This is a genomic window from Streptomyces sp. NPDC048277 (assembly GCF_040652235.1).
In the GTDB taxonomy this organism is placed as follows: domain Bacteria; phylum Actinomycetota; class Actinomycetes; order Streptomycetales; family Streptomycetaceae; genus Streptomyces.
The window spans coordinates 1-19,722 of the sequence record NZ_JBEZLQ010000045.1; the positions used below are offsets into that span (position 1 = coordinate 1).

At 68.4% G+C, this 19,722-nt stretch carries 16 protein-coding genes and 1 pseudogene; 4 read left to right on the forward strand and 13 right to left on the reverse strand.

Annotated features, from left to right (window positions below; translation table 11 throughout):
- Positions 1–425: 425 nt before the first annotated feature.
- The 6 genes from AB0D85_RS49370 to AB0D85_RS49395 form a co-directional block, all read right to left on the reverse strand.
- Positions 426–2,342, reverse strand: a complete 1,917-nt coding sequence (locus tag AB0D85_RS49370; protein WP_362337263.1) for an ATP-binding protein — start codon at positions 2,340–2,342, stop codon at positions 426–428.
- A gap of 21 nt (positions 2,343–2,363) precedes the next feature.
- The gene (locus AB0D85_RS49375; protein ID WP_362337266.1) at positions 2,364–2,702 is read right to left on the reverse strand and encodes a restriction endonuclease; all 339 of its coding nucleotides are present in this window, start codon (positions 2,700–2,702) and stop codon (positions 2,364–2,366) included.
- A 904-nt stretch (positions 2,703–3,606) separates the two neighbouring features.
- A complete protein-coding gene (locus AB0D85_RS49380) occupies positions 3,607–4,785 on the reverse strand; it encodes a protein-L-isoaspartate O-methyltransferase (RefSeq protein ID WP_362337269.1) in 1,179 nt (392 codons plus the stop codon).
- Positions 4,786–4,896: 111 nt separating this feature from the next.
- Positions 4,897–6,396 carry an NUDIX domain-containing protein gene (locus AB0D85_RS49385; RefSeq protein ID WP_362337272.1) on the reverse strand — a complete coding sequence of 500 codons (1,500 nt, stop codon included), beginning with the start codon at positions 6,394–6,396 and terminating at the stop codon, positions 4,897–4,899.
- Entirely contained in the window at positions 6,393–8,396 is a 2,004-nt protein-coding gene (locus AB0D85_RS49390) for an ABC transporter ATP-binding protein (protein WP_362337275.1), read from the reverse strand. The genes AB0D85_RS49385 and AB0D85_RS49390 overlap by 4 nt, the downstream gene beginning before the upstream one ends.
- A 733-nt stretch (positions 8,397–9,129) precedes the next feature.
- Positions 9,130–9,537 carry an NUDIX domain-containing protein gene (locus AB0D85_RS49395; protein WP_362337278.1) on the reverse strand — a complete coding sequence of 136 codons (408 nt, stop codon included), beginning with the start codon at positions 9,535–9,537 and terminating at the stop codon, positions 9,130–9,132.
- Positions 9,538–9,961: 424 nt separating this feature from the next.
- Here AB0D85_RS49395 and AB0D85_RS49400 point away from each other — a divergent pair, with 424 nt between their 5' ends.
- Together AB0D85_RS49400 and AB0D85_RS49405 are read left to right on the forward strand one after the other, a co-directional pair.
- Complete coding sequence (locus AB0D85_RS49400) at positions 9,962–11,200, forward strand: IS256 family transposase (RefSeq protein ID WP_362337281.1); 1,239 nt, start codon at positions 9,962–9,964, stop codon at positions 11,198–11,200.
- 92 nt (positions 11,201–11,292) lie between these two features.
- Positions 11,293–11,478, forward strand: a complete 186-nt coding sequence (locus AB0D85_RS49405) for a hypothetical protein (protein ID WP_362337284.1) — start codon at positions 11,293–11,295, stop codon at positions 11,476–11,478.
- 290 nt (positions 11,479–11,768) lie between these two features.
- Here AB0D85_RS49405 and AB0D85_RS49410 read toward each other — a convergent pair whose 3' ends face one another.
- The 6 genes from AB0D85_RS49410 to AB0D85_RS49435 form a co-directional block, all read right to left on the reverse strand.
- Positions 11,769–12,845, reverse strand: coding sequence for a lytic polysaccharide monooxygenase auxiliary activity family 9 protein (locus tag AB0D85_RS49410; protein ID WP_362337287.1), 1,077 nt, complete (start codon positions 12,843–12,845; stop codon positions 11,769–11,771).
- Between the two features lie 819 nt (positions 12,846–13,664).
- Entirely contained in the window at positions 13,665–14,636 is a 972-nt protein-coding gene (locus AB0D85_RS49415) for an aldo/keto reductase (protein WP_362337289.1), read from the reverse strand.
- Positions 14,637–14,728: 92 nt separating this feature from the next.
- Positions 14,729–15,103: a DUF2255 family protein gene (locus tag AB0D85_RS49420; RefSeq protein ID WP_362337292.1), complete on the reverse strand. Its 375-nt coding sequence runs from the start codon at positions 15,101–15,103 to the stop codon at positions 14,729–14,731.
- A gap of 98 nt (positions 15,104–15,201) precedes the next feature.
- Positions 15,202–15,969: a glucose 1-dehydrogenase gene (locus AB0D85_RS49425; RefSeq protein ID WP_362337295.1), complete on the reverse strand. Its 768-nt coding sequence runs from the start codon at positions 15,967–15,969 to the stop codon at positions 15,202–15,204.
- Positions 15,970–16,072: 103 nt separating this feature from the next.
- On the reverse strand, positions 16,073–16,465 hold the full coding sequence (locus AB0D85_RS49430) for a cupin domain-containing protein (RefSeq protein ID WP_362337298.1): 393 nt from the start codon (positions 16,463–16,465) through the stop codon (positions 16,073–16,075).
- Between the two features lie 75 nt (positions 16,466–16,540).
- Positions 16,541–16,867: a carboxymuconolactone decarboxylase family protein gene (locus tag AB0D85_RS49435; RefSeq protein ID WP_362337301.1), complete on the reverse strand. Its 327-nt coding sequence runs from the start codon at positions 16,865–16,867 to the stop codon at positions 16,541–16,543.
- Between the two features lie 216 nt (positions 16,868–17,083).
- Here AB0D85_RS49435 and AB0D85_RS49440 point away from each other — a divergent pair, with 216 nt between their 5' ends.
- Together AB0D85_RS49440 and AB0D85_RS49445 are read left to right on the forward strand one after the other, a co-directional pair.
- Complete coding sequence (locus AB0D85_RS49440) at positions 17,084–17,980, forward strand: helix-turn-helix transcriptional regulator (RefSeq protein ID WP_362337304.1); 897 nt, start codon at positions 17,084–17,086, stop codon at positions 17,978–17,980.
- A 451-nt stretch (positions 17,981–18,431) separates the two neighbouring features.
- Positions 18,432–18,704, forward strand: a pseudogene (locus AB0D85_RS49445) (helix-turn-helix domain-containing protein); the annotation flags it as partial.
- Between the two features lie 135 nt (positions 18,705–18,839).
- Here AB0D85_RS49445 and AB0D85_RS49450 read toward each other — a convergent pair.
- Complete coding sequence (locus AB0D85_RS49450) at positions 18,840–19,373, reverse strand: TerD family protein (RefSeq protein ID WP_362337307.1); 534 nt, start codon at positions 19,371–19,373, stop codon at positions 18,840–18,842.
- Between the last annotated feature and the right edge of the window lie 349 nt (positions 19,374–19,722).

Consider the following 19,722-nt stretch of genomic DNA (forward strand, 5'->3'; position numbering starts at 1 on the left):
AGGCGACCGCTGAAGCGGTGGCCGACGGCCCCGTACGCCAGGGCATGCGCGGTCCTGCACTGGACGGTGTTCGGGAAGCGGGCGCCTGACGGTTGCGGCGGCTGAAGTTCGCTCCGAGCAGTCCCGTTCCGGCGTTCGGCGCGTGGTCACGTTCGATCATGCCGACATACTCCGCGTGCCCCTCGCCGGGGACAAGCCTCGCCCCAGTCTTGCCCGGCTCAACGCCCGCGCCTGCGTTTGGCTCATGGCGACACACGACCCGGATTCTTCGCCCACGCGTGCGGCAGGTTGAACAGCGAGAAGTGGGCGGCGTCGCGCACGGCCGTGATGTTCGTGATGCGGTCACCGGGGAACGCAACAGCCAGCACAGCCCAGGGTCTCGCACCCGGTTCCGCCGGTACAAGGGCAGGACGGGCTGCAGCTTCTCATACGCCGGGGGTGATGTCCGGGTCTCTCAGTCCCTTCATCAGCTCGGTGATGACCTCGCGGTCCCGCTCCTCGTCGCTGTACGGGCCTGGTGCAGCGGTCTCCTGGCGGGGCTCGAAACGTGGCACCTCACGGAACTTGCCGAACCGGCCGACCCTCTTCTGGAGGGTGGCCAAGTCCTCAGCGAATTCGTCGTCCGCGCCACCTTCATAGCCTTGGTCGAACAGGAACTGCAGCAGCATCTCCAACGGATGAGCGTCGTACAAGGACCCATCCTCGCCAGTGGCCAGGTGAAGCGCTTCGAGCGCGCGGTCGACGAGGGCCTCCAGAACAGGGCCGCTCAGCGCGTCGCCGGGAATCTCCTTCAGGCTTTCGTAGAGGCCGATGGCCCCGTACCAGTCGCCGTCCTCCACCTGCTCCGCCAGCTCCAGCCGGATGGCGTCCGCCACCTCACCGGCGAAGCGCGTCATGTCCTCCTGGGAAATGAGCCGGCTGCCTGTCACGGCATGCACCAGGCTGACGAGGTGCTCGACGTGCTCGCCGTACCAGTGGTCCGCGCCCCTCTCCTTGACGACATGCGCGGCCAGCGGGGCGGAGTCCAGCAGTTCGGCAGCCTCCAGGATCCACTGGAGGTTGGACACCTCGCTCTCGTATGCGACTTCAGGAGACCACTCGACGAATTCCGCCGTCTCCAGCACCGCAGACCCGGTCCGTGCCGCTTCCGCCTTGAGCTGCGCGAGAATGCCGGCCCCGTCCGCCATTCCGGCCGCGTCGATCAGGCTGTGAGTCTGCACCGGCTCGACCAGCGCGCCCAGGAGCGCGTCCATCGGGGCCCGCCCGGCGTCGAGATGAAAGCGGAGGTAGTCCGCGACCGACGGATTGTCGAAGGACACAGCCTGCTGCTCAACGGCGACCATCGTGCCGTCCAGCACCTGCAGCGCCCTGCGGAAGGCCCGGACGTCTGCCTCCAGCCCGCGCTCCTGGCGATACCAGGACCAGGATTCACTCAGCGTGTCCAGTGTGGCCGTGCGCAAAGTGAAGAGGACTTCGAGTACATGCACCGCTTCGTCGGTCACATCGTTCTCCACGATCCGTTCCCAGATGCGGCGGGGATCGTCGAGGTTCTTCCGTACGGCGGCGGCGACGTCCTGCCCCTGCCGGGCCGCGAGCCGGAGCGTCTCCTCGATCAGCCGGGGGCTGAAGTTGGGATGCTCGACAATGGGCTGCCACACCGTCCGGTCGGCGAACGGCCCCTTCTGCCCGGCAGGCAGCCGCGCGTGGTGAACGTGGTTGTAGAGGATCTGGCCCCTGACACCGAGGCTCAGGTCGGTGAGGTGGACGACGCTGGTCGCCTGTGAGACATCCGGAGCGCCGAGCCTGTCATGCTTCAACAAGGCGTGCTCCAGGATGTAGTCACGGGTCGTCATCACCAGCGCCTTGTCCGGAGCCTCCTGAATTTCCCTGATGATGTCGATGAGGCGGGCGTCCTCGTTCTTGTTGAGCTGAGACTCCAGCGTCGTCTGGCCAAGGAAGTCGTCGTAGAGGAACAGCTGGGGCGTGTCCTCGCGCCACAGCGCCGCGATCTCCTCGGCATCCTGCGATATCTCATGCACCTCATACCCGTTGCCCATGAGCCACGCAGCGAGCATCAGGGCCACCGTCGTCTTGCCCACCCCCGGAATCCCGGCGATGACGCAGACGTGCTGCTCGTCCAGGATGGCCTTCGCCCGGTCGAAGCCCTCGTGCGGTACGAAGGTGTCCGCCGTGCGTGGGATCCGCTTGCGCAGCCAGGACGAGCGCACGTACTTCTCCTGGTTCAGCACCGTCTGCAGTACGGCAGTGCCGCTCAGCCAGAGACGGAAGTGGCGCCGGACCAGCTCGGGTCTGCTCTGCAGTTCGGCGACGATCTCGTCCACCCCGTAGAGATCGCCGGTGGTCTACACATAAGGAACGAACGCATCACGGATCTTTTGCTTGCCGTCAACAGTCAGGCCCACGCTCGTAGCGATGAGGTACCGGGCCGGCTTCAGCGCGACGACCTTGGGCAGCTCGTCCTTGACCAGGCGCTTCGTCAGCGTCGCCTGCGCAGCCTTGGGCCAGTGCTTGCACTGGACGACGGTCATGGTGCCGTCCGCCGCCGTGTGACGCAGATCGATCCCCCGGTCCCGGCCGCGCGGGAAGAGCTCCAGCGGCATGCCGAGAATCTCACCGAAAAGATCCCGGCAGACGACCTCGAAGTCATGGTCCGTCAGGCGTCCCAAGTCGAAAGAATCCATGCCGCCTTCGCACAATCGCAGTGGTGCCGTCGGGCCCCATTCTTCACCAGCCGACCACCACCACACTTCTGACGGAGAGGGCTCGCCAGTACAGCCCGCATCACCACTCCCCCAACCTCGCGGGGCAGGATGTAGGCCATCCCGCGAAGCCATCACTCGACCGTTACACCGACGGCTCAGTGAAGGTGCGCAGCGCCCGCTCCCTGTGAGCAACACAGCCCTGAACAGTGAGCAAGGCACGAAACAAAGGCACAACGAATCCATCGGCGAGTTCATCCAAGGTCAAGTGAGGCCATCCACGGCAAGCCCGTACCAAAGGCTCCGCTCATCAGAAGTGAGCAATGCCCAGTTCAGAAACCACTGACCTGCTCACCTTCAAGGGAGCCGCAACACGTCGGCGTAGTGCTGGGACCAGTCGTCCCGGGTGTATCCCACAGATCACTCCTCGCAGGTCAACAGCCGTTGGGGCAGCGCTGCCGTGACAGCTCGACGGCCCGTCCGCGGCGGCAGGATCGCTGGTCTGCACAGCCCAGTGCCTGTCGCCGAAGCTCCAGTGCCCCGACCGGGTCGTGCAGTTGGTTCGTGCGACGAAGGACAGTGCAGCCTTGAGGGTGGCCCGGTTCGTCCGAGCGCGGGCGCTGGGACTGGGTGCGGCGGTGTTGCAGGCATTGCCGCTCTCGATTCATTCCTCCCGGGGCGGAACTGCGGCCGCGGCCAGATGATGGCCTGGGCGTCCTCCGGCGCTGCCGGGCGCATGGCCGGCACCCCGTCGCATCGCCCGCGCCCTTACAGCGCGCAGCGGGAAGCATGAAGTACCCGGGTCGGTGGCAGGCATTCTCTGCGGCCGCGGTGAAGAGTGCCGCGCGCGTCAGACGCTGGGGCGAGGCGGGCTGGTTGAGAGAGGTCACGAGCGTGCCTTCTTATCGACCGGACTGAATGCCGGCAGCAGCCAGGACAGGCGGCCGCAGGGCGATGCGACCTGCTGGGTGCCGTCGATGTTGAACGACAGCGGGTAGCGGTCAGGGCAACCAGCCGCCCGCCACCGGTCGAGCACGTTTTGAATCTCCGTCCACAGGTCCCGGGGCCCGGACGTGGTGACGTTCCAGCACCGGGCTCCTGCCTGCTCGACGCGCAGCCAGGAGCCACAGCCGGGCGTGCCGATCGCCAGGTGTTCGGCAGTGAAGTCCCGCACAAGGGTGCCGCCGAGTAGATGGTCGACCGCCAGCCAAAGGCCTCTGTCGCAATCTGAGGGCGGGGCGATCCGGCTGCGCTGCGTCCGGTCCCCTCGCGCGGTGGCCATCTGAACGCGCAACTCCTCGGTGAGGTGGATCCGCTCCATGCCGTGCCCGGCACGATGGGCGAACTCCACCCCGCGCAGCTCCGCGCGCAGTCGCCCACCCGGGTTCCGTTCGACGACGGCGAGGGCGGGCCACGACGGGGAGGCGGTGGTCACGTGCGCCAGCAGTCGCCCGCTGGCAGCAAGTTGCTCAGCCAGCACGATCGGCACGTTGGGAAGCGCGTACGACACGAAAATCCGGTCGAACGGTGCCCTGGCTGCACAGCCGGCTTCGCCCGGCCCGCACGTCACCGACGGCCGCAGTCCGAGGGCGTCCAGCCGGACGGTGGCGGCGTCGGTGACATGCTGGTCCCGGTCGACAGTGACCACGCCACTGTCGCCGCACACCAGGCAGGCCACTGCGGCGGTCACACTCGCGCCGGTGCCGACGTCCAGCATCCGCTGCCCCGGACGCAGGTCCAGCTCCTCCAGGAGCGAGGCCGTCAGGTTCATCACGGTCGACATCGACGTGATCGACGCACCCGAGCGAGAGCCGCGTGCCCGTCCGACAATTCGCTCCCCGTTGTGCTGGACGGGCACGCTGCCCCCGCTGTACAGCAGTTTGACCAGTTCGGGCCGGTCGGTCGGCGCCGCCCAGTCCAGGAGATCCCACCGCGGCGGTATCTCACCGGCGGGGCTACGCCGTACGTACGCCTGCGGCATGAGTACTTCGCGTGGGAGAGCCAGCAAGGCGTCGCGGACCGGGCCGGGCCCCAGCGCGCCGTCGGCTTCGAGCCGCTCGACCATCGCGGCCCGAGCGGAGGCCGGGTCCAGCACAGCTGGGGCCGGTTGTGCCTGTGTGGGGGTCCCGGTCGGGGCGGCAAGCTGGGGCGGGCCGGTGTTCAGGGAGGTCACTGCTCACCACCCCATCTCTGAGTACGGCTGGCCATTCAGGATCTTCTCGATGGCATGCCGGGTGTAAGGGACAACGGGTTCGGGCAGGGTCTGCGGCTGCCACCACTGCCATTGCTGGCACTTGTCGGGCTCGAGCACCTGTGGTGTGCCCTGCCAGGTGCGCACGCGGAACACGATCTGCATCCGGGGCTCGGCATCGGGGGCGTCGCGAAGGTGCATGGTGTGCGCGTGGGTGACGTCGCGCTGATCGATGACGAGCCCGGCCTCCTCGAACGCTTCGCGTATCAGGCATTGGATGGCCGACTCCCGTTCGCAGTGGCCCGCCAGGAAGTGCCACATGCCGCCGGCGTACGGGGAGCTGGGGTGGCATTGTCCGAGCAGGACCCTGCCGTGATCGTCTTCCAGGTAGAGGTGGACGCCGATCACGTTGCGTACTGTCGCGTTGACGGTCATGCGCGGGAATGCCGGGAGCTGGGCAGCGTGGTGGTGGATGATGTCGGCGGTGGACGGGAGGAGCCGCAGCCGGTGCAGCATTTCCGGTGCGAACCAGCGCAGCAGGACGCCCTCGTTCAGGATGACTTCGTCGGGGTTGCCGTTCCACCGGCCGGTGAAGACCTGTGCGGGCACGCACAAGCCGTCGATGCTGGTGGCGTACTCCACGGAGAACGGCATCAGGTCACACAGGCGCAGGCCAGGGACCTCTTCGGTGAGCTCGCGCAGCAGTGTTGATTCCAGCGACGGGTCCTGCGGCTCCCACCCGCCGCCGAGCAGGGCGAAGGCGCCTGGTTCCCAGATCCCGTCGCGCTGGTCCCTCAGATGCAGCAGGTAGCGGCCCGCTCCGTCGTGGATCACCACGGAGGCGTTCACCGGCTCGGGCCGGCCATCCAACTGCGCGTTCTGGAGCTTCGCGCGCAGTGTCGGGGAAGTGACGTCGGCCAGGGGGCACCACGTGGCTTCTGAGACTTCGTCGCTGCGCGGGGTGATCGCCGGCGTTTCGTTGCCGGCGAGATAGAACACGAAGCGGACGTCGTAGCGCTGGTGGGCCGGCTCGCCCTCGGCCGGGTCGGCGGCGATGTCGTGCACATTGATGTCGGCGGCGGATTCGAGGAACTGCCGTGTCAAGCAAAGGGCGCCGGGGGCGATGCCGGCCCCTTCGCGTACCTGCCGCAACGCGGTGGCGAGCAGAGTGCGGTCGTCGGACTCGACTCGGCCGCCGGGGGCAAGGACGAGACCGGTGGCCTTGTGGTCGCTGTGTAGGACGCGCAGGTTCTGGTCGATCACGACCGCGCTGCACGTGATGTGCCCGGGCAGAGTGGCTCGGCTGGTGGGATCGCCTGCCGTTCCCTGCAACAGCGCCAACAGGTTCTGAAGCTGAAGGCGTTCGTCGGGATAGCGTGCGAGGTAGGTGTGGACCAGGTTGTTGATCTCACTCAGGGCGGGCGGCACGGTCGCGTCTTTCTGCTTGGGATCGCGATCGGAGGCGCGGGGGCAAGCGGACGTCACGTGCCGACCTCCTCAGAGGCGGTGCGGGGCTGGTAGCCGGCGGCTTGGAGGGTGAACATGGCGGCGTAGGTGCCGCCTTGGGCCATAAGGTCGTCGTGGGTGCCGGATTCGGTGATGCGGCCCTGGTCGAAGACATGGATTTGGTCGCAGTCGACGACGCTGGCCAGCCGGTGGGAGATCATGATGGTGATCTGGTCGTCGCGCAGCCTGCCGCGGAGCACGGCCTCGTAGACGGCGTGTTCGGAGGGCGGGTCCATGCTGGCGGTGGGCTCGTCCAGGATCAGCAGCGGCGCCTTCTTGTACAGGCCCCGGCCCACGGCGAGTTTCGCCCACTGGCCGCCCGAGGGCTGGTGGCCTCCCTTGAACCGCTTCGACAGCAGGGTCTGCCACTGCCGGGGCAGGGCGGCGATGACCTGGTCGGCGCCGGATGCCCGCGCGGCGTCCATCGCGCGCTGCGGGTCGGCCCGGTCGAGGGTGCCGGTGGCGATGGTGATGTTGGACAGGGCGCTGAAGGGGAAACGCACCGGCTCCTGGAGCACGCAGGCCACCTGCCGGTGCAGTGATGCCGCGTCCATCTCCCGCACGTCGACGCCGTCCCAGCACACACTGCCCTGCCCTGTTTCGTACAGGCCGGCCAGGAGTTTGGCGAGGGTGCTCTTGCCGGATCCGTTGAGGCCGACGAACGCTGCGGTCTGGCCGGCATGGAGGGTCAGGGAGATTCCGTTGAGCGCCGGCTCGGTCTTGCCGGGGTAGGTGAAGTGCACGTCCCTGGCGGTGATCGTCTTCACGTGATGGGGTGCCGGCTGTCCGGTTTGGCGCTGGAGGAGCTTACGCGAGTGGTCTTGTACGGCGAGGAGGTCATCCACCCACAGGGCGTGCTCGTAGACGAGGTGGGCGACGTCGACGAGCCGGGTCAGCGCGGACTGTCCGGCCTGGATTGCAAGGACGGCGCCGGCGCCTGCTTGCAGGGGTAGCCATCCGGCGATCAGCATCGCGCCCAGCACGGTGTAGGTGATGCCGGTGCCGAAGCCGCCTACTGCCCGCCCGGCCAGGTTGATCAGTGCGGCGTGCACGCCCAGCCGCGTGTCCTCCTCCGCGATCTTGGTGGTCAGCCGGTGGTGCTCGTCCAGCAGCGCGCCCTGGGCGGTGTCCACGCGCAGTTCGGGAGCTGCGTCCACGTCGATCAGGAGCCAGGAGAACACCCGTACCCGCCGCTGCAGCGCGTTCCACCGTTTGAAGGAGTGGAAGCGGGCGCGGGCGCTGCGCACGGCGGCCATGCCCACGGGAAACACGGACAGCAGGAGCAGGGGCAGCAGGGCCGGGTGCAGGATGCTCAGGACGCCGGCGGTTCCGGTGAGTGCGAGGGCGGCCGAGGCGAGGGCGATGACCTGGCCGACGATCTGGCGTGCGTAGAACAGGCCGCGGTCATTGGCACGGTAGACCTCGTCGTGCCACGTGGAGTCCTCGACGGCTTCCAGGCGGACGTGCGCGGTGAGGTGGAGGAATTCGCATTCGAGCGCGGTGCGGATCTTGGGGGTGATCCGAGCCTGGGCGACAGCCACGGCGGTGTCGAGCAAAGCGCGGGCGGCCAGGAAACCCACCACGACGAGGATCTGCGGGATGGCGCTGCGCACGCGGTCGGGTGTCGGGCCCTGGGCGAACAGATGCTGCAGGACGGCGACCGAGGCGAGCAGGCTGAACGCGCTCATGGCGGCGGAGGTGAGCTGGCAGGTGATGACCACCGTGGTCGCCGTGCGGTCTGCGTGCCAGGCGAGCCGACCGATCAACCGGGTGATCTTGGGGAGGCGGGCGAGGACCTGGTACACGGTGGCGTTGGCGGAGGCGCCGTCGTGGACAGACCAGTACGTCTCCTCCAGGTCCTCGGCCACGTCACCGTCCTGCGGGTCGGCCGGTGCCTCGGCCGGCGGCAGCGGGAGCGGGGCCGCCCGCGGCGCCGGAACGTCGCTTCCTGCCTGGGCCGCGTCCGTGGGCTCGCTCATGCTGCCCGCCTCGTATCCGGTTGCGCTCCGCGGGAGGCGGGGACGCCAGCACACCGCACGGCAGCGACGGAAAGGCCAGGAGCAGCCGACTGCTGTTCGAATCCGAGGGAACGGCGCGCTGGGCCGGGAACGGGATGCATGGTGTCCTCCGTCTGGGGGTCGCGGTGGCACTGGTGCTCTAAAAAACGCGCCGGATTCGAGGACGTCACGGCTATTTCGAGGCAATTCACGAACTGACGTTCTGATTTGGCCGGTTGCATGCGAGAGGCAGCTGCCGGCGGATTCCAAACTCGTTCGATCGTGGACGGGTCACCCCATTGGAGGCTTGCCAGACGGGGTGACGAGACCGAGCACGACAGGTTCGTACGTGCAGGACGACTCCCGTAGAAGCTGTGTCCCTGCCCACGAGGAACTGTGGTGACGAGGATTGTGGTGCTGGCCCAGCGTTCGGCTCATGGCCTCTCCGGACGGCGCCGCCGCCATAGATGAACAGGCGGGTGTGATCATCCGCTGCCAGGACAATCCGTCCGCCGGTGTGATGTTCCGTGATCGGTTCCGCTTCGACGAGGACTGTGTGCGCTACGCAGTCGAGGCATGGGCTCCGGGGCTGACGGCCCTGAACGAGGTGGTTGCCTGGGGGTGGGACAGTGATCTCCGGCAGCTGCGCGCTTGGACCGGTCATCCGAATGTGGTCTGCCCAGTCTTGAGGGGGGATGACGGCGGCGGAGCCGTGTCACAGGCCGTGGGCGAACTGCTCGACGTAGTGCCGGACGTGTGGCGGCATCGGTTCGGGAAGAGCACTCAGGGGAAACAGACGCAGATCCTGGCCTTCGCCAAGGACGAGCTCATGCGCGGCTCCATCCCAGATCGTCACGAATACATGCGGTGGCGTCTTACCGGTCGCGTAGGCGGTAACCGCAACTTCCTCGATCGCCTCCGGGAAGAGTCCAGTCTCTTCCCGCAGTTCACGCAGGATCGTCTCTCGTGGCGTCTCGCCCGCTTCCGCTCCGCCGCCCGGCAGCGACCAATGCCCCGGCCAGCCGATGTCGGCCTTGTCGTCCCGCAGCTGAAGCAGAACCTCACCTCGCGGCGTCACGACGATGGCAAAGCATCCGCGGGTTTTCCCGGGGCGGTCCGTCATACTCACCCGTCTCACGTGGAAGACTTTGCCTGCTTCTGGCGAACGAGTATTTCACTGTCGCAACAGTTGCTGGGTCTCGATCACAGAACGTGGTGTTGCCATCGGAGTAGCGGATGGCCTTCGATCCAGTAGGTGTGGGTCTCCTGGCTGATGTGCAGCCGCACGGTGGCGATGTCTGGGCTTCCGGCGTCCTTCCATGCGGTGAGAGCCTGTTCGATCGTGTCCCACAGCGGCAGCGGGCCACCCTGGCGTACCGTCCAGACGTCCTCCTCCTGCGTGAAAAAACGACGGTTACGTCCTGCGAAGTGGTGTACGCGGGTTCGACCTGATCCGGGGGTTTGCTCCGGCGTTGGGATGAGGCCCGCATAGATGAACGGCCACCGACTGATCTTCGAGGTGTCGAAGCCCGAAGGAGATCAGCACGATGACCGCACCAGACAGTCTGCCCCTGCACGTCCTCGCCGAGGACAACCTCGCCGCGGCGAGTCCCGATCTGCTGCGCGCGATGGTCAAGACGTTCGCCGTCGCGCTCATGTCCGCGGAGGCCGACGCCCTCTGCAACGCCGAATACGGGCAGGTCAGCGACGAGAGAGTCAACCATCGCAACGGATATCGCCCGCGCGAGTGGGACACCCGCGCCGGCACCGTCGAGCTGGCCATTCCCAAGCTCCGCAGCGGGAGTTACTTCCCGCACTGGCTCCTGGAACGCCGTCGCCGGGCCGAACAGGCCCTTATCTCGGTGGTCGCCACCGCCTACCTGCTCGGTGTCAGCACCCGGCGGGTCGAGAAGCTCGCCGAGTCCCTGGGCGTCACCCAGCTGTCGAAGTCCCAGGTCAGCGCAATGGCCAAGCACCTGGACGAGCAGGTCGCCGCCTTCCGCAACCGGCCACTGGAGGCCGGACCCTACTCATTCGTCTGGGTCGACGCCCTGACTCAGAAGGTCCGCGAGGGCGGCCGGATCATCAACGTCCACGCGCTGATCGCTGTCGGCGTCAATGCGGACGGTCACCGCGAGATCCTCGGCATCGATGTCGCCACCGCCGAGGACGGCGCCGGCTGGCTGGCCTTCCTGCGCTCGCTGATCGCCCGCGGCCTGTCCGGTGTCCAGCTGGTCATCTCGGACGCGCACGCCGGCCTGGTCGACGCCATCGGCGCGGTCCTGCCCGGCGCGAGCTGGCAGCGATGCCGCACGCATTACGCCCGCAACCTGCTCAGCCAGGTGCCGAAATCGGCCCAGCCCTGGGTGGCCACGCTGCTGCGGACCGTCTTCGAACAACCCGACACCGACGCCGCCCAGGCCCAGATGCAGCACGTCCTGGACGCGCTGGAGGCCAAGTTCCCCAAGGCCGCAGCCCACTTGGACACCGCCCAGCACGACCTCCTGGCCTTCACCGCCTTCCCACGCGAGATCTGGCGGCAGATCTGGTCGAACAACCCGCAGGAACGCCTGAACAAGGAGATCCGCCGCCGCACCGACGTGGTCGGCATCTTCCCCGACCGCACCGCCGTCATCCGCCTGGTCGGCGCCGTGCTCGCCGAGCAGAACGACGAGTGGACCGAAGCCCGCCGCTACATGGGCCGCGAGCTCCTCGCCAAGGCCCGCCTCCACCCGATCGAGTCAGAAACCGACGACACCGCCCTGCCCACCGAACTCACCGCCTAGCCTCAAAGAAGAGATCACCGAGTGGCCGTCGATACACCACTCCAGCGGACGTGACCCACCGGGCCGGCCTCTACTCCTACCGTGAGCAAGTCATGATCCTCGGGACAGACGGCGTCACTCAAGCTGCTGATCAGGCAATTGACCGTGTCCGTGAGTACCTGGACTGTCTGATCGCTGGGAACGCCGTGGGTCCGGCGCAGGAGACGGCCGCGATGAACGCCTACAAGGCGGCGGTCAAGCAGCTTCGCAGCGCGATGCGGGCCGACGTCGGCCAGTGATGATGGCGATATTTGACATCCTCACTGGCCGCTCGGGCTGGCATCAGAGTTGCTCGGCCGGATTCCCCGGGCGGCTGCGCGTTGGCACGCCGCCGAGGCCTCAGGGCAGGGGTGGCCCGTGAGGGCGAGGGCTGTGTCGGTCCAAGGTGCGCGAGCCTGCCGGCACGGCGCGGCGCGGGCCGGTATCGGTGGCTGGGAGGCCAAGCGCCGCGCCGGGCCGTGTCTCGGAGACCGGTGTTGGCCGCTACCGGCGGGTCGGCGTGTTCTTCACCGGGCCGTCGGCCGTCTCGTCAGCGGAGCACGACGTCGCAGGTCGAGAGGAAGAACTCGCCGGTGTTGCCGCCGTTCTCGCCGTTGGGTGTGTGGGGGCCGCCGTGTCCGCCCCAGACCTCTACGAGTGCGGCCCGGCCCAGGCGCCGTGGCAGGGTGGTGAACTCCCAGGAGGTGGATTCCTCCTCGGTGCTGCCGTGGATCTCGACGAGGAAGGGGATGGGGTCGAGGTCTTCCCAGGTGAGCCCGTTGCCCGGGCTCCATTCCTCGCGGGTGATGAACCACCGGTGCGACCAGGTCTCACCGGTGTGGTAGGCCATGTAGTCGTAGGTGAAGGTCTGCGTGGCGGTACCCGTGTCCAGCTCCGTCAGCGGCCAGTCGCCCAGTTTGTCGTCCGGTGCGAGGTCCAGGCCCCGGTACGCCGGGTTCCCGGTGGAGGCGACATTGCTGCCGTCGAAGAACTTGCGGTACTCCAGGTACTGCTCCTGGTGGTTCCAGGGGTAGTCGGCGAGCATCCGCTCCGCACCCGGCAGGACTTCATGCCAGTCGGTGCTGGTGTTGAGCCTCCGTGCCTCCTCGCAGATCGGGGAGGGGTCCAGGTCCCGGATCACGGCGGCCGCACGGCTGCGCGGGTGGTTCACGGTTCCGTGCCGCGGGCCGGCCTCGGCGGGAGCGGCGGGGGCGTCGTGGCGGGGGGCCGGGGCGGTCCAGTTCACCGCTTCGCCGCCGTTGACGGTCACCGCGTTGGTGAACGGGGTGTACTGGCCGTCGCCGGTCCTGGCGCGGATCTTCACCACATAGAGGTCGGCCGGCTCTTCGCCCAGGTCCACCCAGTGGGTGTTGGACAGGGACCAGTCCCAGGACGGCCAGTGGAGGAAGACCGTCTGCCGTGCCTGGTCGTTGATCCACACCTCGTACACGTGCGGGTAGGGCGCGTTGCCGTCGTTCCAGTCGGCCGGCGGGGGCCAGGTGCCGTGATCCGGCTGGTTGTCGCCGATCTGCCAGCGCAGGTGGAGGCCGTACATCTGGTGCTTGCCGTCAGCGCGGTGCTTAATGTCGGCCCGCAGACCGGTGGGGGCCGGCTGGGTGTTGCTCATCGAGTCTCACTTCTGGCTCTGTGCGACCTGGCCCGGCAACCTCAGGCCGGACCAGCAGCCCGCGAGACACCATGCGTAATCGCGCGACCGCATACAGCGAAACACTGGCGGGCCGTCGCGGGCGCAGCATGGCTCAGCCAACTGGCTCAAGCCCCACTCACGGCACCTGGCTCCGAACTTCCCCAGTCCGTTGAACAACGGGTCAAGCGAGTCGAGGAGCGGCCGCCGCCGTTTCGAAAAAGCGCCATCAGTGACGCCTTCGTGGTGTGCGCCGGCCTCGAAGGCCGGTTGAGGCGCAGCGGAACCGACCGCGACGACAACGCCGGTCACGCCGTCGGCTTCAGGAGCTTCCCTGCCTGGCCGCCGGCCTTCTCCACGCGAGCCCATGGGGTGCGGCATGGGAGACGTCCGCCTGGCTTCGGCGGTACCCCGTGCCCGGTCAGTCCGGCCGGTCCGGTCCGGTCCGGTCGCCCATGACAGCCCGGGCATTGTCAGTGGCGCAAGGTACCGTCAGCCAGTTGGGCGCTCGGCAGTGTGGCCGGGCGCCGGGCGGAGGCGGATCTCGTCTCCGGTACGGCTGGAGGTTGCATGGCCCTGGACAGACGCCGCGTGCAGACCGCAGTGATCGGCCACGCCGATTCCGAGCTCCCCGTCGGCCTTCCGATGGAAGCGATAGAGCTCGATGACTTCCGGGCCCGTCATATCGGCCAGCGTGTTGAATCTGACGCTCTCTTCGGCCTTACCGCCTGGCCGACCTCCAACAGCGCCCGATTCGGCCTGTTACGGCGGCTTCCCTGGTCTGAATGGAGCCGTAGGTGCTCAGAACCAGGAGGGTCCGGCGTTGACGTAGGGCGCTTCCAGCGTGGCCGCTTCTTCGTCTGACAGTTGGAGGTCGAGGGCTTCGGCGGCCTGCTGGAGGTGGTGGGGCTTGGTTGCGCCGACGATGGGCGCGGAGACGAGTGGGTTGCGCAGGACCCAGGTGAGGGCGATCTGGGCCATGGTGAGGCCGCGGGCTTGCGCGAGTTGCTGCACCGCGTTGATGACCGGCTCGTCGTGGGGGCTGTCGAAGGACTGCACGACGTGGTCGGTGGTGGAGCGGGTGCTCTGTTCCCCGGCGGGGCGGGCGAGGCGGCCCTTGCCGTTCGGCGAGTACGGCACGAGTCCGACGCCCATGTCGGCGCACATGGCCATGAGTTCTGGTTCGTCCTGGCGGCGCAGCAGGTTGTACTGGTTCTGCATGGTCACGAAGCGGGTCCAGCCGCCGAGGTCTGCGGCGTGCTGGAGTTTGGCGAACTGCCAGCCGTACATCGAGGAGGCGCCGATGTAGCGGACTTTCCCGGCCTTGACGACGTCATGCAGTACCTCCATCGTCTCCTCGACCGGGGTGTCGTCGTCGAAGCGGTGGATCTGATAGAGATCGATGTAGTCGGTGCCCAGCCGGCTGAGGGACGCGTCGACCTGTTCGAGGATCGCCTTGCGGGACAGGCCCTCGCCGCCGGGGCCGTTGTGCATCTTGCCGCGGACCTTGGTGGCCAGGACGATGTCCTCGCGCCGGGCGTATCGGGTGATGGCGCGGCCGGTGATCTCCTCGGAGGTGCCGGCCTGGTAGACGTTGGCGGTGTCCCAGAAGCTGATGCCCAGTTCGAGGGCCTGCCGGAAGAACGGGAGGGCCTTGTCCTCGGTCAGTGCCCAGGGATGGGCGCCTGGTACGGCCGGGTCGCCGTAGCTCATGCAGCCCAGAGCAAGCCGGCTTACCTTCAGGCCGGTGGTGCCGAGACGGATGTACTCCATAGTGGTGCTCCCAGTGAGTCGCGCATGGCTTGAGAAGGCTGCGGTGGCGCGGGAGGGCTGCCGCGTCTCTGTCGTCGGGGCGGCTGGCCGTGTCAGTTGGCGGGGCGGATGCGGATGGTCGTCGACCGGGGCTCGCTGCGCAGCATCGGCTCCACGTAGGGGCTGGGCGCGTACTTGGTGCGGTAGGCGTCGTCGACGGCGTTGAGGACGCTGTCGTCGGCCGGTGCGAAGGTCACCTCGTGCTCTGCGCCGGTGATGCGGATACGGCCGGCCTTCTGCGTCATCGCCGCCTGGTACCAGCGGGAAGCCGGGCCGTTGTAGGGGCGGACATAGAGTTCGCCGCCCACGGCGACGGACCAGATCCAGGTCGGGGTGCCGTAGGTGCGGCCGTCCTCGCGCAGTGGCGAGATGTGCAGGTCGTCGGCGGCTGCGAAGGCGTGCAGATGCGCTTGATCCCAGGTGCTCATGGCGGAAGGGGAAACTCCGTGGTGAAAGGGGGTCCGAGGAGGGGCAGTACGGGGGGGGGTGCCCGTACCGCCCCGGGGGTCTGGGGCGGGGGCGTTTGCTAGTGGGTGGTGTAGCCGCCATCGACGGGCAGGGCGGCGCCGACGATGAAGCTGGCGGCGGGGCTGCACAGCCAGACGGCTGCGGCGGCGACTTCGGCGGCGGTGCCGAGGCGGCCGATGGGCTGCTGCTTCATGATCTCGGCCATGGCTTCGGCCTGGCCTTCGAGCATGTCGGCGACCATGGGCGTCTCGATCACGCCGGGGCAGACGGCGTTGATGCGGATGCCGCGGGGGGCGTATTCGACGGCGGCGCTCCTGGTCAGGCCGATCACGCCGTGTTTGGAGGCGTGGTAGGCGGCGCGCTCGGGCAGGCCGACCAGGCCGCCGAGGGAGGAGTTGTTGACGATGGCGCCGGATCCCTGGGTGCGCATCTGGCGCAGCTCGTGCTTCTGGGCGGCCCAGACGCCGCGCAGGTTGACGGCGTTGACGCGGTCGAAGTCCTCGGCCTTCTCGTCGGCGGCGTCGGAGGGCGGGACCTGGATGCCGGCGTTGTTGAACGCCATGTCGAGACGGCCGTAGGCGGCCACCGTCTGGTCGACCATGGCGGCGGCCTGGTCCTCGTCGGTGACGTCGCACACGACGCCGAGGGCCTGGTGTCCGGCATCGGTGAGTTCCTGGGCGGCTGCTTCGACCGCGTCCTTGTCGACGTCGGCCAAGACGACGGCCGCGCCGGCCCGGGCGAAGAGGCGGGCGGCGGCCAGGCCCATGCCGGAGGCGGCACCGGTGACCAGGGCAACCTGGCCTTCGAAGTTGTACTGCGGGTTCACGAGGAGTGGGTCCAATCGTTGTGGTGTCCGGCCGTCAGCTGCCGTTCCTGGTCCAGGGGCATGCCAGGCTGCGGTGCGGATCGCTGTTCGGCGGGGTGTTGGTTCAGGAGCTGCGGGGGCCGGCGTACTCGGCGTCGCTGACGTGCTCCAGCCAGTCGACCTCGTCGCCCTCCCACAGGGCGATGTGCGCCATGAACCGGTCCGGGGCGGCGCCGTGCCAGTGCTCCTCGCCCGGCGGGGTCCAGATCACGTCACCGGGGCGGGCTTCGAGGACGCCGCCGCCGCGGGCCTGGACCAGGGCGATGCCCTCGACGATGTAGAGGGTCTGGCCCAGACCGTGGGAGTGCCAGGCGGTGCGGGCACCGGGGGCGAAGCGGACCATGTTCGCCCGCGCGCGAGAGGGATCCTCGCCGCGGTAGACCACATCCGCCCAGGCGTCCCCGGTGAACATCTGCGCCGACAACTTCATCGTCGCCGGGGGCTGCACAATTTCCATGATCAGTAATCCTTCGCGTGCTGCTGGTGCGGAGAGCGGGTCGTGAGGGCGCCGCCGGGACCGGGAGGGGCGGCGTCAGGAGCCGGTGAGGACGGTCCTGGCGACGGTGAGCGCCGACATGGCCTTGGGCCATCCCGCGTAGAAGGCCAGGTGGGTGATCGTCTCGATCAGCTCCTGGTCGCTGACCCCGTTCTCGCGGGCCCGGCCCAGGTGGAAGGCGAGCTTCTCGGTGCTGCCACTGGTGATCAGGCTGGCCACGGTGACCAGGCTGCGCTCGCGCGGCGACAGGTCCGGGTTCTCCCATACCTGCCCGAACAGCACGTCCTCGCTGTACCCGGCCAGCGCCGGGGCGAGGTCCCCGAATTGCTGACGTGGCCCCTCGTTCGGCTTGTCCTGCGCCATCATCGGCTCCTTTCCGAGGGATGCCCGCAACGGCACATGGCGGGCATCGGCTGGCGTTTGCGCCCCCCGCTCCCGTGCGATGCCACCGAGGGGAGGGAGGCCATCTGGTGGCCTGGTTTCGAGGAAACGGCAGGTCACAGGTGTGCGGAAGGAACCGTTGATACGTGTACTGGCAGGGCACCTCTCACGTTCGCCGATCGTCGTAGCCTCGACGGCATGGACAACCGAAGCGAGGTCCGCGAGTTCCTCACCAGCCGCCGCGCCAGGATCACCCCGCAGCAGGCCGGCCTGCCCGCCCACGGCGGCCACCGCCGGGTCAAGGGGCTGCGCCGCGAGGAGGTCGCGATGCTCGCCGGGGTGAGCGCCGAGTACTACGCCCGCATGGAGCGCGGCAGCCTCTCCGGCACCTCCGAGGCCGTCCTGGACTCCCTCGCCCGCGCCCTCCAGCTCGACGAGTCCGAGCGCGCCCACCTGATGGACCTCGCCCGCACCGCCGGCACCACCCGGCCCCCGGTCCGGCGCCGCGCTGCCCAGCCCGTCCGGCCCGCTCTGCAGCAACTGCTCGACGCGATGACCGACGCACCCGCCTTCATCCGCAACGGCCGCCTCGACATCCTTGCCGCCAACCCGCTAGGCAAGGCGCTCTACTGGCCCGTGTTCCAGGACCCGGCCCGTCCGGTCAACCTCGCCCGCTTCCAGTTCCTCAACCCTCATGCCGCCGACTACATGCCCGAGGTGCAGGCCCAGCGCGCCACCGCCGCGGCCCTCCTGCGCACCGAAGCCGGCCGTGACCCCTACAGCCGTGAACTGAGCGACCTGATCGGCGAGCTGTCCACCCGCAGCGAGGACTTCCGCACCTTGTGGGCCGCGCACGACGTGCGCCTGCACCACACCGGCCTCAAACGCTTCCGCCACCCCGCCGTCGGCGACCTCACCCTCGCCTTCGAAGCCCTGCCCATCCCCACCGACCCCGGCCTGACCCTCACCGCCCTGAGCGCCGAGACCGGCACCCCCGCCCAGGACGCCCTCACTCTCCTCGCCGCCTGGTACACCACCCTCGACCACGGCGAACGCGAGATCCCCGCGCCCCACGCCAGCGAGCAGCACTCCTGACGAGGCGGACACCGGCAGCACGCCCCACCGAGCCGTCGGGCAACCTGCTTGGCGGCCGGCTCGTCGGGTTCGTGTCCGGCTACACCCTCCCGGCCGGGGATACACACTGGTGGGGCGGTGTGCCGGCGGCCCTGGCGGCCGGGGCGGTGCCTCCGTGTTGTCCGGATCAACGATAGTCAGCCGGTCGTCCGGCGTCAGGGTGTGCCTCAGAACCGCCAGCCTGATTCCCCATGCGTATGAACTGCTTCGGGTCTGGTGGAGCCTCCACCGGTCCAGGAGCGGTTCAGTTCTTGGTTCAGGGGCCGAAGTGGATGAAGGGGGTCCAGGTCGCCTCCGGCCAGGGCGATCGGCGGCACGTACAGCGGAGACAGCTGCGTGCAGGGCGCGGGCGGTGTCGTCGTGGGCGGCGGGTGAGGAGATGCCCTCGTAAAACTCCTTCGCGATCAGCCGGGCCGACCTGGTGGTGAACACGCTCGGCCCGCTCACCGCCGCCCGGGGCGGCGCCCAGCCCCTCCTGAACACCCTCACCGCGTACTTCGACTCCGGATGCGTCGCGGCCGAGGCCGCCCGACGTCTCTCCCTGAGCGTGCGGGCCATGACTTACCGCCTAAACCGCATCCACCAACTCACCGGCGCCGATCCGTCCGATCCCGCGCACCGTTACAAACTCCAGACCGCCGTCATCGGCGCCCGGCTCCTGGACTGGCCGACCGAAGAGCTCTGAAAACGGCGGCCTTTGGACGGAACGGCAGGGCGACGCCTCCGTCCATGGTGATCCGTGCCCGGAAAGGAGAAAACCGACCGCACATACAACCGCGCCGGCCGCCGCCGTGCGGCTGTCTTCGGCAGCGATCCGGCATCACTGCTGCCGAACGCTGCCCATCTCCACGGCGAACTGCACCGGGCCGGCGTCGAACCCCCGGACCATCTCGCGGAATACCCACCACCCGGACGGGTCTCTGCCGAACTCCGCGACCGTCGCCGCCGTCGCATCGGCGACCTGCGTGAAATCGTCCGCCAGCAGCTCCCGGTACCCCTCGACGACGACCACTCCGGCGTTCGATATGTCACGGAAGACACGGGGACCGCCGTCCTGGTGGATCGCCACTCCAACCACCACCCGCCCGTACGCGGGCGACATCCGCTCGAACTCCAGCACCATCGCCTCGACGAACCCGAAGCCCATCCCGGTCTCGCTGTGCCGGCTCATGTTGATCGTGCCGTCCGGTGACCGACTCTCGGTGTGGACGACGTACACGGGCCGCCCGTAGGGGTCGTCCGCCGAAAAGGTCGCGGCGATGATGTCGAGATGCCGGGGCGGCTGCCCGTACGGACTCGGGTCCCACCGGAGCTTCACCTCGACCTTGCCCAGCCCCTCACCGACACCACTCACCCTGTCACTCCCCGTCAGGCACCGCGAGACACCCCCGCAACCTCAAGTATGTGCTCTGACCAGGCTTTTGATGCCTCCTTGACGCGAATCTCCCGAAGTCGCCGAGTTGGCACGAGCGGGCGACCACCAGCAGATCAATCAGGTAAGTCTCCTCGCCCCCTGCCATCCGGGAGCGATTCGCTCAGCAGCTTGCGTCCAGGGCGAAAACGTACGGAGACCGCCCTCGTCCAGCGAACCGGGCGGCGTGTGCCTCGCAGACCAGCCTGACCCGCCGGCCGGACTACCTCGGGCGCACGACACGAAGTGCCTCCGGAGGGGCCGGAGGGGGCCGGAACAGTCCACTGCAAGG

What these genes read in the sequence shown, in the direction of transcription:
- AB0D85_RS49440 (WP_362337304.1), top strand. Translation starts at nt 17,084, where the DNA reads ATGGACAACCGAAGCGAGGTCCGCGAGTTCCTCACCAGCCGCCGCGCC.
- AB0D85_RS49390 (WP_362337275.1), bottom strand. Translation starts at nt 8,396, where the DNA reads ATGAGCGAGCCCACGGACGCGGCCCAGGCAGGAAGCGACGTTCCGGCG.
- AB0D85_RS49400 (WP_362337281.1), top strand. Translation starts at nt 9,962, where the DNA reads ATGACCGCACCAGACAGTCTGCCCCTGCACGTCCTCGCCGAGGACAAC.
- AB0D85_RS49420 (WP_362337292.1), bottom strand. Translation starts at nt 15,103, where the DNA reads ATGAGCACCTGGGATCAAGCGCATCTGCACGCCTTCGCAGCCGCCGAC.
- AB0D85_RS49395 (WP_362337278.1), bottom strand. Translation starts at nt 9,537, where the DNA reads ATGACGGACCGCCCCGGGAAAACCCGCGGATGCTTTGCCATCGTCGTG.
- AB0D85_RS49415 (WP_362337289.1), bottom strand. Translation starts at nt 14,636, where the DNA reads ATGGAGTACATCCGTCTCGGCACCACCGGCCTGAAGGTAAGCCGGCTT.
- AB0D85_RS49435 (WP_362337301.1), bottom strand. Translation starts at nt 16,867, where the DNA reads ATGGCGCAGGACAAGCCGAACGAGGGGCCACGTCAGCAATTCGGGGAC.
- AB0D85_RS49410 (WP_362337287.1), bottom strand. Translation starts at nt 12,845, where the DNA reads ATGAGCAACACCCAGCCGGCCCCCACCGGTCTGCGGGCCGACATTAAG.
- AB0D85_RS49405 (WP_362337284.1), top strand. Translation starts at nt 11,293, where the DNA reads ATGATCCTCGGGACAGACGGCGTCACTCAAGCTGCTGATCAGGCAATT.
- AB0D85_RS49430 (WP_362337298.1), bottom strand. Translation starts at nt 16,465, where the DNA reads ATGGAAATTGTGCAGCCCCCGGCGACGATGAAGTTGTCGGCGCAGATG.
- AB0D85_RS49380 (WP_362337269.1), bottom strand. Translation starts at nt 4,785, where the DNA reads ATGGTCGAGCGGCTCGAAGCCGACGGCGCGCTGGGGCCCGGCCCGGTC.
- AB0D85_RS49375 (WP_362337266.1), bottom strand. Translation starts at nt 2,702, where the DNA reads ATGGATTCTTTCGACTTGGGACGCCTGACGGACCATGACTTCGAGGTC.